The organism is Paenibacillus sp. FSL R10-2796, from assembly GCF_037965315.1.
Classification (GTDB): Bacteria; Bacillota; Bacilli; order Paenibacillales; family Paenibacillaceae; genus Paenibacillus_AQ; species Paenibacillus_AQ odorifer.
Genome location: NZ_CP150178.1, coordinates 4,624,267 through 4,640,941, shown reverse-complemented (window position 1 = coordinate 4,640,941; position 16,675 = coordinate 4,624,267). Strand labels below are relative to the sequence as shown.

Genomic DNA, 16,675 nt, shown 5'->3' with positions numbered 1-16,675 from the left:
CCCCAAAGTTTTTTTCTTCGGGGCGTTTCTTTGTTTTCTTTAGTTAGATAATAGACACGTTAAGGATTCAGGATAGACTTAACGGGAATAATCGGGTTGTGTCATAGAAATAGGCTGAGGATTGGCAAGTACCCATTGCACCGCCAGCTCGCATAATCTGGCTGGTTGCTCATTGCCAGCGATGTTGCGGAACCGTTTGGCGAGTGATGTTGCCTCTTGAAGAAGGACGGGCTCTAAAGGCGTTCCCGTGCTAAAATGCCGTATCAGTGCATCCAGCATTTTACGGTAATCGGCATCCCAGTTTCCTCCGCCATTATTAAGGATTTCATGAGACACCCGCCCTGTGATGCGGATAACCTCACCCTGCACCGTTGTCGCGTGTCCTGAAGCAGGGACGAGAAAATCCCACAGCTCTTGGTGCTGTGCGGGCCATGCGGTTGCCGTTACCTCGATAGGAGAGATTCCATCATGTCTCTGCAGTTTCGCTATAGGCTCGACATCAAATTGCCGGTACAGCTCCAGGAGAGCATTTGCAGTTTCATCCAGTCGATCTTTATTGTAATTTGTTCTGACGAATTCAAAATCCTTGCCGATACGCCGCACGGATTCCTTCATCTCCGGCGTGATTACTGCTCCTGCATCCAGCATAATTCGCGAGATTTCTGCCATGTGAACTATATCGATATTCCGGCATTGTAATAATCCTTTGGCGAGAGGTGTGTTTTTCCGGTTATTTTCTGCATGGACATTTGCGCCGCGTACCACCAGATCCCGCACTACTTTTGTTTTGTAAGAAGCAGCTGCTGAGTGCAGCGGTGTCTCATTCTGGTAATCCAGAGCTTCCATATCTGCACCTAGTTCAAGGAGTAAGGGGACATTTCCGGACCAGGTTGCAGCCTGAGCATGAAGAGGGGTACGCTTATAGTTGTCGGCAGCGTTGATGTCAGCACCCTGCTCCACAAGCCAGGAAACCATCTCATCCGGTATTTGCCGGAAGCTGAGGGCGGTACCTTTGCTGTAACCCCCACGGGCATCCCATTCGCATAGCTCAAATACCTCTTTTAAGGCAGATATATCATTCGTTTTAACCAGCTCGGCAAAATTGGCGGGTAATGTTTTTTTCTTTTTGCCCATCTCATTTTTCCGCTCCTTTATTAATAGATAAATAGCAGATAACTTCTTGCAAGTTTATCATATAGTAGAATTGAACACTAATTCATGCAGGACGAAAAGGTTGAAGATATAAACGTAACTTTATTGGAAAAGAGTGGGATATCGTTTATATGGCGTTCCCGAAATCATAGACTATTAGAAAATGAAAACATTAAGCTTGTGTCTTGGAAATATATTCGAGATTTACGAAGGGCATCGAAATTACGCTAACACAAGGCAGTCAGACAAAGCGATCGACTCTGCTTTTGTTGTTTTTTAAGTTCGTTCATTTCTAATTTTTCTGAACTCCTTAGGAGTTATGTTTAAGTGTTTTTTAAAAGACTGGATAAAGTGATTTGCGTTATTGAAACCAACTCGCTGTGCGATTTCAGTTATCGTGTAGTCAGTTGCTATTAACAAATCACAGCTTTTATTAATGCGATATTTAATTAAGTAGAAATACGGAGTCATATGGATACTTTTCTTAAAACCTCGAGTGCACTCCGATACACTTAGATGTGCTGTATCTGCTATTTCCTTCAATGTCAAATTATTAGAATAGTTTTTGTGAATAAAACTAAGCATTAATTGTAGTCTCTCTTGCTGGAGTCTGTTATATTTAGACGATTCCTCAGAGGATAGAGAAAAATTTGATATAAGGATTAACCATAACTGGACTGTTTTGATAGAAACTTCGTACTCCCATCCCCATTTTTTTTTCGATTCAAATTCTTTTTTCATAGCCCAAAGAATTTGTAGGATTTGATTATGCCAGTCCTTATCTCCTTTGATTTCTAAACTTAACAAGAATGAATTGGTATACGGAAGTACATACTTTTTTTCCATTGCACTATCAGAATAAAAAGCAAGTAACTTCTCTGGGAAGTTAAAACTAACATATTCACCCTCTTGGTTAAGGTATGTAACAATATGAAGTACGCTCTTATTAATAAAGATGGCCTGACCTGCTTCTAAATCATAATTGATTCCGTTGACTTGTATGGTTAGTTTCCCTTTGGTCACTAAAGTAATTTGTAGTTCTTGGTGCCAATGTAGATCGTTAACCCCTCTGCCATTAGGAATAGATTCATAATTGGTATGAGTGTACATGATGTATGGAAATGCATCATTAGGAAATTGAATGGCTTCGTGTAATTGCTTTTTCAAAGTGCTTATTCTCCTTATTTGACGATATTTCAATATAAATTAAAGATATAGTTGCACAATATTGATCTTGGCGGTGATATTATTATATCCAGCCTAGACTTATCATACAATTCTGTGCACAGGGATTGTCACACATTTTGGAGGAACTATGGCTAGTTCAAATAAACCGCCTATACTATTGCATCCGTTTATTCTGTTATTTATCAGTATTTTGTCCGTTTCTATCTCTTCAATCATGATTAAACTTTCAGATACACCTACTTCAGTGGCCGGGATGTATAGATTGTTTATTTCTGTAATCATCATGCTCTGTTTTACATCTGGGAAAATGGCTCGTTCTACTGAGATGAATAAAAAAGATTGGGTCATCGTTATTTTATCCGGCCTATTTCTAGGGTTACACTTTTTATTCTGGATGGAATCATTGGTCTATACTTCAGTTGCAAGCTCCATGGTGATCTTATCGTTACAGCCGCTATTTGTTATGATGGGGTCTTACTTTTTATTCAAAGAACATGTTAACCTGCTAAGCGTTTTTTGCCTGATTGTTGCTCTTTTAGGTTCGATTGTTATTGCATGGGGAGACATATGGGTTTCGAAAGATGCATTAATTGGCGATGGTTTATCGTTAATTGGCACATTCTTTGCTTCAGTCTATCTGTTGGCCGGGCAAAAAGTAAGCGGCAAAATCAATGCAAGTATATACAGCATTTTCGTTTTTTTTATTGGTGGTACTGTTATGCTCGTGTACAATTTGATAAATAATGTCTCATTAATTAATTATGCTTCATCAGATTGGATTTATTTTTTGCTTCTTGCAATAATTCCAACTATTTTTGGTCAATACATCTTTAACCTTTTGTTAAAGTCGATTGGAGCAACTACTGTCTCGGTTGGGATTATTGGTGAGCCTGTTCTTGCTATAGTCCTTGCATATCTATTATTAGGGGAAACTATATCATTATTCCAGTTTTTAGGTGGCATAATAACCTTACTCGGTATGGGAATGTATTTTTGGTCGAAATCTTTAAAGTACAACATTCAAAATAAGTGAATGAGTAGTTGGAAAATGTTTTAGCTAAATAGGGGGATGGCAAATGGTAACTATTGATGATTTTTTAAAACTTGATGTTCGTGTTGGAACAATTATTAAAGCGGAGTTTTTTGCAAAAGCAAAAATACCTGCGATTAAACTCCAAATTGATTTTGGACCAGATATCGGAAGCAAAACATCAAGTGCACAGATTACTAAACGATATAAGGCCGAAGAGATTGTAGGGCAACAAATCATTGGGGTAGTTAACTTTCCTGCTCGAAATATTGCGGGTTTCCAATCAGAAGTATTAGTTCTTGGAGGAATACCGGATAAAGGGGATGTGGTTCTCTTGAAGCCAGATATTAAATTACCTAATGGGACACCTATTGGGTAATATAGGGTAATTGTAGTATACAAAAATTGATAGTAATCGGAGAGAAGACAATGGAAGAATTAACAAGCTTAGCATCTGAAAGTATTGAGGCAAGTAAAACGGCGCTAGTCGTGATCGACTTGCAGCAGGGAATTGTCCACAGTCCAAAGCAGGGGCCGCATACAAGTGCTCAGGTGGTTGAGAATGCCAGCAAATTAGCCCAATCCTTTACGGAGAAAGGAGGATTTGTTGTTCTGGTGAGGGTGTCATGGCTAGATGGGCAAGATATGCTTAAACCTAAAACTGATTTGAAAATGAATTCCGTGACCTATCCAGAAGGTTGGGACGACATCGTACCAGAATTAGCGAATATCAAAAATGCACATCTGATTACCAAACGGCAGTGGGGGGCATTTTTCGGTACAGATCTTGATTTGCAGTTACGACGCCGCGGAATAGACACGATCGTATTATGTGGTATTTCTACCTCGATTGGTGTGGATACTACTGCTAGAGAAGCTTATCAGCTTGGTTATCATCAAGTTTTTGTAGAAGATGCTATGACCGCGATGGCTAAAGAAGAGCATGATTATGTATGCAAAACTATCTTCCCTCGCATAGGTAAGATCCGGTCGAGCGATGAAGTAATATCCATGTTGAAATAATATAAAAAAACCTCATGCTCTCTCTGTGATCTCAGAGATTGTCATGAGGTTTTTTAATTGAAGTTATGTCTTACATAAAGATGAGGAGAAGTATCCCAGCTAAGAAGCAGTAATAAGAGAAATACTTCAAATTACCTTTAGCCATAATCCCCATAAACCAACGCATGGAGAAATAAGTGACGATAAGTGTAGTAATAAATGCAATCAAGTATGGAATGGCTAGCTGCGAGCGGTTAGGATCGTGGGCAATATCAGATGCGCCCATAACAAGTCCGCCCAAACTGACAGGAATATAAAGCATAAAAGAAAAGCGTAAGGCAGTTTCTTGCTTCATTCCCACAGCGATGGAAGAGATGACAGTTGCACCAGAGCGGCTTATCCCAGGAATAAGGGCGACTGCTTGGGCAAGTCCGACTATAACTGCATCCTTCGCTTTTAAGTCACCATCTTGTTTACGTCCGCGAAGGTTACGGATCAACCATAAAGCTACCCCTGTAACCAGCAAGGCGATGGATACGGTATGAACCGACGAGAAGATATCCTCAATCTGATCCTTGAAGAGTAAGGCAACAATTACCGCAGGCAAGGTACCGATGATGATGTACAAAGAGAAGAGGAAATCCGACTTATATTCCTCTTTGCGGGTCAGAATAAATTGAACGAATCCAGTGATCAATCTTCCGATATCTTTGCGGAAAATAAAACAAATCGCAATTAGTGAAGCCGTATTTGTTAAGATTTCAAATGATAGCCCATTTTGTTTTAAGCCTAGCAATTTCTGTGCGATGATCAAATGGCCGCTCGAAGAGACGGGGATTGGCTCAGTTGCCCCTTGAACAAACCCTAGAAACAAGTATTTAAGCCACAGTATAATATCTTCCATTTTACCTCCCAGTATTTTTGTAATCTTTTCAATCATATCGTATTCAATAAAGAAATGACAATAGAACCATCGTGCCATATTCAATTGAACGAGTTATACTAATTCGTAAGACTATTAAATGAGGTGGAACTATTTGTAGTACAGTACTAAAAATTCAGCAGCATGATATTCCAAGAGCAGCCAGTGTTCTGGCCGAAGCATTTGCCAAAAATGATCCGTTATATCAGCATATCTTGCCTGATGAATCAACCCGATTACGCGTGTTGAATATTTTTTTTCATCGTTACATTGAGATGTTGTATCCATATTCGGATTTACTAACGACTTCTACTAACTTTGAAGCAGTGGCTTTAGTGTTCCATTCGGAGCGTCAGACAGGGACAGTGATTTCGAACGTCAGGTATATGAAACAGATTGTCTTTGCGATAATTAAGTCATTACCGATTTGCCGAATCATTGGGGTGCGAGGATTTATACGTGGTTTATCTATTTTGCGTAGTATGAGTTCCTTGTGGTTATCAATGTTTGGGGATCAGAAGTATAAACATTTGGATATGCTTGCAGTGCAGGATCAATATCGAGGTCAAGGATATGTATCAAAAATCATGACACCGCTACTCGCGGAATGTCGTATGAGCAATACGTTATGTACGTTAGAGACACAGACACCGAGCAATTTGCCCATTTATGAGCATTATCAGTTCCGTACGGTTAAGGTCATTCCTCTACCTAATAGCACACTTGAGCAGTATTGTATGGCGTTTACGCCAGGAGTTGCCGAGTAGTTAATAAAAAAGGGCGGTCCCATTCAGCCATTTCATGGTTTTTGGGGCAGTCTTTTTTTTGCGGAGTCTATAAGGGTTAATGAAGTTTCAACAGAAAAATCAGGGAATTTCTCCCTGTAATTCTGCGATCTTTTGTCATCCGGCTAGAATCAATTATTTTGTTTAACAAAAATAGCATAACCTTTGTAGGATTGTTATAATAGAAACATATATTCCCGTGCTTCAGAACCCTATACAGGATGTATAGGGGTTTTATTTCTTTTAGTGAGGGTGATCGAGAACAAGTATGGGGTTGTCCGTACAGGGAAAAGAGGATCGGAGAGTTCCGCAGGAAATTTTAAATTATGAAGTGATGGCGAGGTTAGCAGAAAGATGAATTGGTCGGATTTTGGCGAACGAAACAAACGATTGAATCCCCTGTGGAATTTGGGGGCTGGCATGAACCTTGGCGAAATCCAACCTTACAAAGAAATGGTATCTTTAAGCGTTCTGCTGCAAGTCTATTATCTGGAGCTAGAATCGAATGAGAGAAGATCCAAAGAGGATATTATTGAGCTTACTTGGACTGCGCTGGAACGTTTTAATATCGCCAATCTTGGGACTACCGAATCCGTAGAGCGTCTCGTGGACGGTTTATTGTGGAGCGGGAATGGTGGGGATTTCGAATCCTTTTTCTATGATGATGTGACCCGGCAAATGTCCGTGCAGAAATATAAGTATTTCACAGTGGACGAGGATGCGACTCGCAGCAGTTGGGAAGAGAACGGCAGAACCATCTATCGACTCTCTGAATATGCAATGGAGCTCATTTTTATGAGCCATGAGATTATTGATGAATTTCAGATCAGCATCAAACTGCTCGAGATTCAAATGCATATAAAGCATGGGCGCGTAACTCGGGCTCTTCAGGATGTTAATGAACTGATCTCCCGTGTCCGCAAGATGACCCAGCAACAGCAAGAATACCGCAATGCGTTACGCCGCAATCCGAAGCATATTTTTAGTGAATTCGGAGTAGCTCGGCATCAGCGACTCGAAGAGATTCATCATCAGTTCGAGGAGGAACGCAAACATTTTGACAGTATTCACCGTTCTCTGGCCCGGCTGGCCAATGATGAGAAAGACGTGATCGACTTCAATGAGATCCGTATTCTCTCTGAACGAGTCGAGCTTTCTAGGCGTGTACACGATGAGCTGGCTGAGGTAGTGTTGAATATTTTTGAGATGGAGACCAATTTAAGGTTGAACTTCCCTGAATTATTCTGGGGAGCAGCCGGGTTTAACTTCCGTACACATGTATGGGAGGAATGGGTGAAAGAGGAGGGTCTGCCAAGCGGTGACAGTCTTGAACTGCTGCTCAGCGGATTATTCGCTCCGAATCAGGACTTCGTTTATCCGCTTCCTTGGGCTTGGGAGGAACAAGAGGTAGGGTTTATCCCCGACTTAATGATGGATGATTTCGAAGATGAGGTGGACACTGAGCCTGTTCAATATATTCCTAAAGGTATTCCATGGAGAAAAGTAGTGGAGCTGTGGATGCCGGTTTTTGCTGCCTTGGCTGAGCAGGGAAGCTTTACCTTTACTGCAGACGCTTTTTCCGCCGAAGAACTAACAGGGTGGGCTAACACACCGGATGCTGTTGATCTGTGGGTGCAGTTTTTTCATACAGATATTTTAGTGCAGGAACAGGCACCAGAAGGTGGTAGCGGCGTTTCTGATGAATGCCAACAGCTAATCCAATATGTGCTTGCGGAAGATCTTCTGTTGGAGAGTTTACGCGGCAAAACGCTGCGGACGAGCATTGCTCCAGAACCAGCCTCAAGGGTACGGTGTCCTGGTCTGGATATGAGTCCATATATGATTACGATCGTGGAGAGGTGAGAAGTTACTAACATGAGTTATACATTAGAACAGGTACAGCAAGCTTCGCGGCTATTTTTTGAATTGCTCCGTAAAAAAGTAATTCCTCTCGATGACCCTGCAGCGGCAGAATGCCTTCAGGATGCAGGAACTTATGATGCACTTCAGTACGTTGCTAAAGAAGGGGGCTGTCGGGTGATGAATTCCGGGCACCGTCTCCATCTGCTAGTTAATCCGCTGGGATCAGTGTTTGCAACCAACTTCACCCAGTTGAAGAACAAATATTCACGTGTTGAGCGTAAAACTCACTTACATATTATCAATATTATTATCCTGGTTTTTCTAGCCGAAATGGATCAGGATGAGACTCATTTTAAGTCGGGGCAGGACAGTATGTCCTATATTCAAATTGCTGATCAGGTGTCCTCTCTCTTTCAGACGTGGATTCAGGTGGATGAGGAAGGACGATTCAGCCAGCAGTGGCAGCTTGATATCCAAGCGATGTTTAAGGTATGGACCAGTCTTTACATGCAGACTAAGAGTCAGGAAGAGAGTGATCTTCTGACCAGAGGCGCAGGCTCACGAATTGGGCTGATTCATGAAGGCATGAAACTTCTGGAAGAGGAGAAACTCGTATTCATCTCTGAAACAGAGAAGCGTATCTTTCCTCGGGAAGAGCTTTATGAGAGAATGCGTTATTTATATCATGATGTCGATCGATACCAGGAATTAAAGAGCCTCATTGGAAGAACTTTAGCTGAGAAAGACGGTGCTACCTATGCCGCGGATTGAACGCATACGAATTACAGGACTTAAATACGAGAAGATGCTCAAGAAATACGACGACATGATTCTGGACCTCTGCAACGAAGAGGGACCCGCTAATACGCTTATTACGCTCATGAATGGCGGTGGAAAGGGCGTACTGCTGCAATCTATTTTCCAGCTATTGATGCCCAAAACACCATGGGGCAAAGACAGTGAGAACCAGGTTGAGGCATTCTTTCATAATCATAAAAAACAACTTAAACCGTACACTTTTCACGTAGCTATCGAATGGCATCTCGACAACAATGAGCGCAATGAGTATATGACCACGGGAATCGCTATGACGGCACATAATTCGCTTGATCAGCAGGATATCAAAGTGGATTACTTGCTGTACGCACTTACAGATTACGGTGAAGCGGCTGAACTTACGCTATCAACGTTGCCGTTATTTGACGAGGTGACTGCTGAACCTACGAGTTTTGAAACGATCCAGCAATTTGTGCGCGATCGGCGGGGAGAGATTGTACCTTTTGGCAGCCATAGCTCGGATTTGAAAAGATATTATGACTTCCTGGCTACCCGGGATATCCATATCGCCGAGTGGCGTAATATGCGGCGAATCAATGGTGAAGAGGGTGGTATCAAAGGTTATTTTAAAAAAAATGATGCCTTCACCAATCATAACTTGTTCGAAAAGCTGATTATTCCTGAAATCGGATCTAGTCTGAATGAAGGATTAAAGGAAGACGACAATACGCTGCAGCGGATGTTTATCGATACAGCAACAGTGGCTCAGCGCTTGCCGATGCTTGAACAGCGGGAGCAGGTCTATACAGAGTTTCTTAGTATGGCTGCACCACTTTATGAGCTGGTAAAACTAGGCGTGGAAGCAGAAAACGTAGTTCAAGAAACTGAATTACGTGGACGCCAAATCTATACGGTTATCTATGAAGAGCAGAGAAATGCAGAAGCTGAGCGAAGTAAGATTGCTGATGAACTGGCTGGACGTTATCAGGATGCGAAGCAATTGCGCTTTGAGACAGACAATCTTAAATACTTACGCAGTAAGGAAGAAACGGAACTGAAGCAAGAAGAGTTTAAGAAGCTCAGTGATGATCAGAGCCGTGCGCGTGGTCGGCTGGAGGATTCCAAAGCGCAAGAGAAGAAGCTTGAAGTAGCTTATTTTCTGGCTAAACGGTTGCTCCATACCCGGCAAATTGAGCAGTGGCAAAAAGAAATTCAAGCTATCGAAGGTTCTCTGGAGATGAAAGAACGGCAGGAGGTCATTCAGGCAGCCAAGGAACAGCTGCGGAAACAGTGGGATGTGGTGTTTAATCTCTGGCAGCAAACGATCAGAGAGTTTGGGACAGCACAGCAAGACCTAACGGCGGAAGAGAGAAGATTGCGCAAGGAAAGGGAAAGTTTCTTGGTAGAGCTGGCCGGGCTGGATAATCAGATCAATGATTTGACCTTATCTATTCGGCAATACACGGAAGAACTCGGAGCATTCGCAGCCCAATATGGGCAGGATGCCGCCCATTCTCCGGCAGCTGCCCTGCAGCGTACGATCTCAGCGGCCAAAACGATTCTTCAAGACATTGGAGACTTGGAAGAACAGCACAAGCAGGAAGAGATTCGGAAGCTGGCACTGCATAAGAGTCATGCTGAGCTGAGTGAGAAACGGCGTTCTTATGAGCGTGAAGCGGACGAGCTTGGGGTTCTGCTTGAGTCACAGACTCAGAAAGAATCCCAATTATGGTCACAGCTCGTTGTACTGCTGGAAATGTATGAAGAGCATAATCGTTTAGGAGTTACTGGCCTTTTTGAAGAACAAGATGTTATCCCGGCACGTTTTATCCGAAAAATAGATGAAGTAGAGCAACAGACTAAACGTTCCAGAAGGGATTACTATAATCAGCTCATGGATGTGGAACTTCAGAACCAATCCTACTGGCTACCCAATTCAGATATTCTGACGGTCAAAGATACACTCGATTCGTTAAAGATTCAATCAACACTAGGTAGTTCCTACTTAAATGACCGTCCGTATCTTGAACGTGAGGAAGAACTGGAGCAATATCCGTTACTTCCATATAGTTTGATTATGACCCGGCGCGAAGCTGATAAAATTCAGCCGGAACTGATGAAGGACATCTTGCTTAAATCAGCGGTGCCGATCTTTATCCGTGAAGAGATGGCAGCTCCGCATCAAGCATCCTTCATGCTTTTTGCGAATCAAGGGCCGCAAATGGTCTTGCAGCCGGATCGTTTCCAGGATTGGAAGAGCAGTATTCAGGGGAAACTCAAAGAACAGGAGCAGATCCTTCAGGACTCTGAAGCTTATTTATCTAAGTTAAAATCGGTGCGTCAAGAATATGAACGTTTATTCCAAACTGAGAATACCATGACGCTTACAGCCAAGCATGATGCCCTTATTAAACTGCAGGCTGAACTTCAGCAGAGCATTATCAATCTGAGCCATGAGATGGATGAGAACGAAGGGACGCTTACCCGGATCGGACGGGAGCTCGCTGAGAACAAAGTTCTAAGTGTGGAGCATGAGCAGAGAGCGGGGGTTCTGCAAGCTTGGATTGAACGGACGAAGAAACAGGAACAAGATTATAAGGAAAAACAAAAAATAATCGAACGAAAGAATCTGGTGAGCAAAGAGTTAGCAGGTAAAGATCAGCAGCTTGAACACCTAAAGGTGCAAATGGAAAGCTTGAGTGGACAACGCAATAAATGGACGAGAGAAACCGAATATGCGATGTTCCCTAGACTGCAACGATGGTTTCCTGAGATTGTTTTCCCAACAGATCACCAGCTTTCTGATGAAGGAGAAGTCATACCTATAGATCCTGTAGAGCAGAATCTTCTCTTGCAGCAGCTCAGTACCGTGGAAAGCCTACAGCAATCATTAACTGAAAATGAACTGGAAGTTCGGACAAGAGCTGCACAGATTAAAGCAGCAAGCGAGAATCTGGCTGAGCTTGAATCCAGCCTGAATCAAGTGGATGTGAATTGGCGGAAGGCGACTGAACCTACGGAAACGTCTGAGACCATTATGGCTGCAAGAAATCGCCAAAAGACGGATACTACTTCGTTGGAGGAAGACTATCAGATTGTTCACGACGGTTACATCCGCTGCCAGACTGAATTGGAGAACTTGCAGAAAGAGTTGCGCAAAGTAGAGAAGGTGATCAAAGAGAAACATGAACGTGCCGTGGAGCTTTGGAATGAGGCGCTAGGGGATAAGGAGACAGAAATTCAGGAGCGCTGCCAAGCGAATGAGCTTATGCTTAATCAGTGTAAAAGATCCTTGGACCGAATCGATGTCCTCCTTCAGACTTTATCCAATCAAATCAAAATAATGAACGCGCATATTGAGGATCGCGTCAACCTACGGAGTGTGCCAGAAGAAATAACGCTGAGGGTTAGAGAAAGCTGCGAGCCTCTAGTAGCCGACTGGCTTCTCCGCATTAAGGATAGCCGGATTAGACAGGATGAGATCTCCAAAAAGGTGAAGGAAGAGAAAAATTCCTTAACCGAAAAACTTGCGAAAAATGAACGGAATTCCGAACTGGAGACCAAGATTCTAGATCGATTGAATACGGTCCATTGGGATAATTTCGCCATTGCACTGCAAGTCCTAGATTCCATGCTACGCAGTTCGCGCGATCAGATCGAGAGCATTCAAAGCGATAAGGAAGGCATGGATCTCTCCCGCAAGATGTGGGTTGGCCGGGCATCTCTACGAGTGGTTCAAATCATTGATATTATGAAGCGAATGGAACGCCGGATGATTATTCATAACGAGAATAATTATGCTTTCCCGCTGGTACGTCTGAACTACAAGAATATCAATGTGCCAAGAACAAGCGATGAGGTAGAGCCGATGGTGAGTGACTACTTCAATCAATGCATCAATGAATTGCTCAAAAAGTATCCCAAGATAGAACAAGTGCCGGCGCTGGTAATCAAAGAGGTTATTAATGACGGACGAATTGTCTATGCGGCGCTGCAGAACCGCTTTCCGATACTTCAAGTGTATAAACCGGTAACGGAGAATTATTTCCTCTACGCCGCACCGGAAGATTATCATTATTCGGACTGGGAGATTATTAATCGCGGCGCACTGGATGAAGCAGTCGGCAGTGGTGGGCAACGTCAATCTGTACAGCTGCTGGTCGCAATGATGATCATGACGCATAAACGGGTGAATCGTGAGAATAAAGGCTGGACGGTCTTTTTATATGACAATCCTTTCGGAGAAATGGTCTCCAATAACGTGCTTGACCCCGTCTTCGAAATTTCCAAGGCGCTCAAATTCCAATGGCTGATTGTTACGCCGCCGGAGCTGGTGAAGAATGATGTCAGCGTGCGTTTTGGCGTGTATTGGCAGCTTTATTTTGGAGGCGTCAAAGGGGACATGCTGGAATCGACCCTGATCAAGGGCGGAAGAAAGCTTATTCCTGTCTCGTTGTTCTGAGTATGGAATGAAACTTAAAGAAGCTCCAGTATGCATCACGCTGCTGGGGCTTCTTTTTATTAAATGTTAAAGATGGTGTGGTTATTTAGGTTTGCGTTCGGAAATATATGAACCGGTGAGCGTTAAAAAAGTTCCCGTCAGGATTGCCCAGGTGATCTTTTCATTCAGAACAAGGGCGGAAGCTGCCACTGTAATTACAGGCACAATATAGATGTATACACTTGTTTTTACAGCCCCTAGAATCCCTACAGCTTTATTCCAAGTCAAAAAACACAGTGCCGAGGCACCCAGACCTAAGAAAAGCAGGTGAGCTACATTTGAAATCTCTTTGAATCTACTCAGACCCAGCTGGAAATCAAACAGAAACAGAGGAGGCAGCATAAACAGCAGACCATAGAAAAATACTCTGCGGGTAGCCCCTATAGTATGAACCTTTAGTAGGCTTATTTTTCGCATCAACACTGAATATATTGCCCAAACCACAGGTGCCAGCAATGCCAGCAAGTCGCCGATGGGGTTCAGTTGGAGAAGAAAACTCCCGTTCAGCCCAATTAATATAATTCCTGCCAAGGCTATCAAAAATCCTATAAAAAACTGCCTGTGAAATTTCTCTTCTTCTAAAAAGAAGTGAGCGATAACCGCCGTGAAAAATGGAGCGATGGAGACAATCACGCCTACATTGGATGCAAGGGTATAGACTAGGGCAATATTTTCTATAAGAAAATATAACGTGACTCCACAAAGACCTGCTGAGATAAAGAGTAATTCCTCTTTAAAGGATGTAGTTCGGATTGGACGTGAATAGATCAGTAACAGTACAAAGTACCCAATAAGAAAACGGAAGAACAGAATTTCCACAGGCGTAAAGTCTTTTAACAGTATTTTTGTGGAGATAAAGGTGGTTCCCCAGATTAAAATCGTAAGTAATGCCAGCAGATGTCCTGTGTTAATCTTGCGTTGATCTATCATTTCGTAAGTTCCATTGATGACTTTACTCCCGTTTGCTGAACAAATATACGCATATATTGCTTAGGGGTTAAGCCTATGAGTCTTTTGAAAAAATTTGTGAAATGGCTCTGATCACTGAATCCGGTTAGAGAGGCCACTTCTATTGGCAATATTCCTTGTTCTAAAAGCCTTTTGGCGTGGTTGATGCGAATAGTTTCCAAGTAACGGTAAGGTGATATTCCTTTCTGTCTGGTAAATAAACGCAGCAAGTGATATTTACTTAAGCCGCTCAATTCACTTAGCTGGTTCAGCGTAATGTTCTGCGCATAATGTAACTCTATGTATTCGCAAATGATTTTAATTTCAGAAGTAGGCTCTTGAGCGGGACAGAGGGTTTCTGTCTCCGTGTATTCTCTCAGAAGCTGCTCCAAGAGAAATAGAAACAATTCTTCTTTTTGAAAATCGGATTGATCCTCTAATATCATTTGGTGCAGATCGTGTAAAGGGCTCGACAGTTCACTTTGGTAGAGGACATTGTGTGTGAACCGCGGTAAGTAGTCTATGCCGGTAATTTCTAGCACATACTCACGCATGACTTCCGGCTGAATATTGATGCAGCGATAGTCAAGCGTCCTCCCGTCTATCTGTTCACAGGCATGGGGATCCGCCGGATTAAAGATGACCACATCTCCGCTGTTAAGAATATGCTCTTCTTGGTTACATAGCAGATGTCTCTTTCCTTGTTCAATAAAACCTATGACATAATAGTCATGAAAATGGTTGGGAAACTTCTGCATAATACCTTCGAATCGATAGGTCTCAAATTTTAAGTCACGATCGAAAACTACTGTTCGAACTTCACGAGTCATTGCTGCACCTTCTTTTCCAATTATGTATAACCATTATAATGTGAAAATTAGGGGCATTCTTGCATGATGTTGCGATACCTCATCTACTACATGATAGGTTCCTCAGGTGTAATGATCGTTGGAATACTCACAGTAAAAGTTGTTCCTTGCTCCAGAATACTTTCTACAGAGATCGCTCCGCCATGATTATGTATAATATTTTGTGTGATCATATAACCTAAGCCTGTTCCTGTTTCTTTGGTCGTATAAAATGGTTTGCCGAGGGCATTGATCTGTTCCTCTGTCATCCCACAGCCTTCATCCTGCACACTGATTCGGGCTTCTCTGTCATAGGTTTGCACATGAATATAGATGTTTCCCCCATGATTCATTGCTTCCATCGCATTTTTAAGTAAGTTAATAAATACCTGCTTAAGCTGATAAGCCTCACCATTGATCCAAATGGAATGATCAGTACAGACAGGGAGGATCTTGAGATTTTTTAGGGCAGCTTGTCCATTCATTAGTGTGGTGACTTGTTCCAGCAAAGACAATAAATCCACTGGTTTACTAATATGAGTGGTTTGGGGTTTAGATAAGACAAGCAGTTCGTTGACGATGAACTCGATGCGTTTCAATTCTGACTCAATAATGGAAATATATTTATCATTCATCCGCTCGGAAGAGCGCAGTAGCTTCATAAAACCATTAATGGCTGTAAGAGGATTCCGTATTTCATGAGCGATTCCAGCTGCTAACTGTCCTGCTGTGGATAATTTCTCGGACTGAATCAGTCGTTCATCTTCCAATACTTGCTCGGATATATCTTTAAATATGCCAATGTACGCTTCGTTTCCCTCAAAGATAATCGGCAATGTAATTCCATCCACATATTTCTGCTGGTTATTTAAACAATTAATCAAGTAGCAGACAGAACCTGTTGTTCTATCAGTGTTGAATTTCTTTCTTCGTTCTGAGAGAATTTCATAATTAGAGTAGTCGACAATATCCATAGTCGATAGACCAAGCACTTGATCTAGGCTTTCTGCATGGATTAATTGTAAACCTGCCGAATTTGCATACAGAACGATCCCTTCCCTAGTGATAAGCACGGGCTGAGGAAGTTCCTCCAGCAGCTGTAGAAAAGAGCTCTCTTTTTCAAGTAGATGGGTCTTCACAACCTGAAGCTGAGTCTCCATTTCCCTGATCAGGGTCTTATTCTCGAATTGAGTAAAATAAAATATGGGTTTACCAATGTCATCCGAAAGGATAGATATGGAGACTTTTAAAGATAACCGGTATCCGGTGGGATGGAAATAATCTACTTCGAGTCTCTGCGGATCAGTACTCGTAGATGGAAGAGAGCTTCCTAGTGAAATGAATTTATGAATCTGATCTAGAAGGGTACGGACGGTTGGAGAGGGTGTAGTTAATTCGGTTTCATCATACCCCAAGAGGTCGCATAATGCTGAATTCAGTTTTAGGAACGTTCCATCAAGCGAAATAAGGGCCATACCCATCACGGCTTGAGTAAAAACAAAGTCAAAACCTTGAAAATCATTTGTCCGCACAGCAGGTTACCTCTCTTCTTTATGGGGGAGTGAGTGTTATTTCAAAATGCAATATGTCTAACAGTCATAGTATAAAACATATAACTCAATAAAACATATAAAATTTCTGGGTTATTAGATATTCATA

13 protein-coding genes are annotated in these 16,675 nt (G+C 42.3%); 7 read left to right on the top strand and 6 right to left on the bottom strand.

Translation table 11 applies throughout. From position 1 onward, the window contains the following. Positions 1-78 precede the first annotated feature (78 nt). Positions 79-1,134, bottom strand: coding sequence for an ankyrin repeat domain-containing protein (locus NST58_RS21045; RefSeq protein ID WP_076190631.1), 1,056 nt, complete (start codon positions 1,132-1,134; stop codon positions 79-81). Positions 1,135-1,428: 294 nt separating this feature from the next. Continuing rightward, positions 1,429-2,319 (bottom strand): AraC family transcriptional regulator, encoded by an 891-nt coding sequence (locus tag NST58_RS21040; protein WP_076190634.1) that lies wholly within the window; start codon positions 2,317-2,319, stop codon positions 1,429-1,431. A 148-nt stretch (positions 2,320-2,467) separates the two neighbouring features. On the opposite strand from NST58_RS21040, the gene NST58_RS21035 reads away from it, so the two are divergent. The 3 genes from NST58_RS21035 to NST58_RS21025 are packed head-to-tail and all read left to right on the top strand — an operon-like array spanning position 2,468 to position 4,393. Beyond that, on the top strand, positions 2,468-3,373 hold the full coding sequence (locus NST58_RS21035; protein WP_076190636.1) for a DMT family transporter: 906 nt from the start codon (positions 2,468-2,470) through the stop codon (positions 3,371-3,373). Between the two features lie 43 nt (positions 3,374-3,416). Beyond that, positions 3,417-3,749, top strand: coding sequence for a chaperone CsaA (gene csaA / locus NST58_RS21030; RefSeq protein WP_076134367.1), 333 nt, complete (start codon positions 3,417-3,419; stop codon positions 3,747-3,749). A 50-nt stretch (positions 3,750-3,799) separates the two neighbouring features. After that, positions 3,800-4,393, top strand: a complete 594-nt coding sequence (locus NST58_RS21025) for a hydrolase (RefSeq protein ID WP_076127313.1) — start codon at positions 3,800-3,802, stop codon at positions 4,391-4,393. 70 nt (positions 4,394-4,463) lie between these two features. On the opposite strand, the gene NST58_RS21020 is transcribed toward NST58_RS21025, so the two are convergent. Then, a complete protein-coding gene (locus NST58_RS21020) occupies positions 4,464-5,276 on the bottom strand; it encodes an undecaprenyl-diphosphate phosphatase (RefSeq protein ID WP_036688882.1) in 813 nt (270 codons plus the stop codon). A gap of 233 nt (positions 5,277-5,509) precedes the next feature. Here NST58_RS21020 and NST58_RS21015 point away from each other — a divergent pair, with 233 nt between their 5' ends. The 4 genes from NST58_RS21015 to NST58_RS21000 all read left to right on the top strand — a co-directional run bounded on the left by NST58_RS21015 (position 5,510) and on the right by NST58_RS21000 (position 13,181). Further along, positions 5,510-6,061, top strand: coding sequence for a GNAT family N-acetyltransferase (locus NST58_RS21015; protein WP_254848723.1), 552 nt, complete (start codon positions 5,510-5,512; stop codon positions 6,059-6,061). 372 nt (positions 6,062-6,433) lie between these two features. Next, positions 6,434-7,942: a hypothetical protein gene (locus NST58_RS21010; protein ID WP_143761875.1), complete on the top strand. Its 1,509-nt coding sequence runs from the start codon at positions 6,434-6,436 to the stop codon at positions 7,940-7,942. 12 nt (positions 7,943-7,954) lie between these two features. Further along, positions 7,955-8,713 (top strand): DUF6063 family protein, encoded by a 759-nt coding sequence (locus NST58_RS21005; protein WP_076127305.1) that lies wholly within the window; start codon positions 7,955-7,957, stop codon positions 8,711-8,713. Further along, on the top strand, positions 8,700-13,181 hold the full coding sequence (locus tag NST58_RS21000) for a hypothetical protein (RefSeq protein WP_339244109.1): 4,482 nt from the start codon (positions 8,700-8,702) through the stop codon (positions 13,179-13,181). The genes NST58_RS21005 and NST58_RS21000 overlap by 14 nt, the downstream gene beginning before the upstream one ends. Positions 13,182-13,262: 81 nt before the next feature. On the opposite strand, the gene NST58_RS20995 is transcribed toward NST58_RS21000, so the two are convergent. The 3 genes from NST58_RS20995 to NST58_RS20985 form a co-directional block, all read right to left on the bottom strand. Then, the gene (locus NST58_RS20995; RefSeq protein ID WP_248548619.1) at positions 13,263-14,147 is read right to left on the bottom strand and encodes a DMT family transporter; all 885 of its coding nucleotides are present in this window, start codon (positions 14,145-14,147) and stop codon (positions 13,263-13,265) included. After that, entirely contained in the window at positions 14,147-14,998 is an 852-nt protein-coding gene (locus tag NST58_RS20990) for an AraC family transcriptional regulator (protein WP_076127301.1), read from the bottom strand. Before NST58_RS20990 ends, NST58_RS20995 begins: the two co-directional genes overlap by 1 nt. An 86-nt stretch (positions 14,999-15,084) precedes the next feature. Further along, the gene (locus NST58_RS20985) at positions 15,085-16,548 is read right to left on the bottom strand and encodes an ATP-binding protein (protein ID WP_254848722.1); all 1,464 of its coding nucleotides are present in this window, start codon (positions 16,546-16,548) and stop codon (positions 15,085-15,087) included. Positions 16,549-16,675: the final 127 nt, after the last annotated feature.

Bases quoted from the DNA above. Each gene is read 5' to 3' on its own strand.
- NST58_RS21010 (WP_143761875.1), top strand. From the start codon at position 6,434: ATGAATTGGTCGGATTTTGGCGAACGAAACAAACGATTGAATCCCCTG.
- NST58_RS21005 (WP_076127305.1), top strand. From the start codon at position 7,955: ATGAGTTATACATTAGAACAGGTACAGCAAGCTTCGCGGCTATTTTTT.
- NST58_RS21025 (WP_076127313.1), top strand. From the start codon at position 3,800: ATGGAAGAATTAACAAGCTTAGCATCTGAAAGTATTGAGGCAAGTAAA.
- csaA (WP_076134367.1), top strand. From the start codon at position 3,417: ATGGTAACTATTGATGATTTTTTAAAACTTGATGTTCGTGTTGGAACA.
- NST58_RS21045 (WP_076190631.1), bottom strand. From the start codon at position 1,134: ATGGGCAAAAAGAAAAAAACATTACCCGCCAATTTTGCCGAGCTGGTT.
- NST58_RS20990 (WP_076127301.1), bottom strand. From the start codon at position 14,998: ATGACTCGTGAAGTTCGAACAGTAGTTTTCGATCGTGACTTAAAATTT.
- NST58_RS21000 (WP_339244109.1), top strand. From the start codon at position 8,700: ATGCCGCGGATTGAACGCATACGAATTACAGGACTTAAATACGAGAAG.
- NST58_RS21035 (WP_076190636.1), top strand. From the start codon at position 2,468: ATGGCTAGTTCAAATAAACCGCCTATACTATTGCATCCGTTTATTCTG.
- NST58_RS21020 (WP_036688882.1), bottom strand. From the start codon at position 5,276: ATGGAAGATATTATACTGTGGCTTAAATACTTGTTTCTAGGGTTTGTT.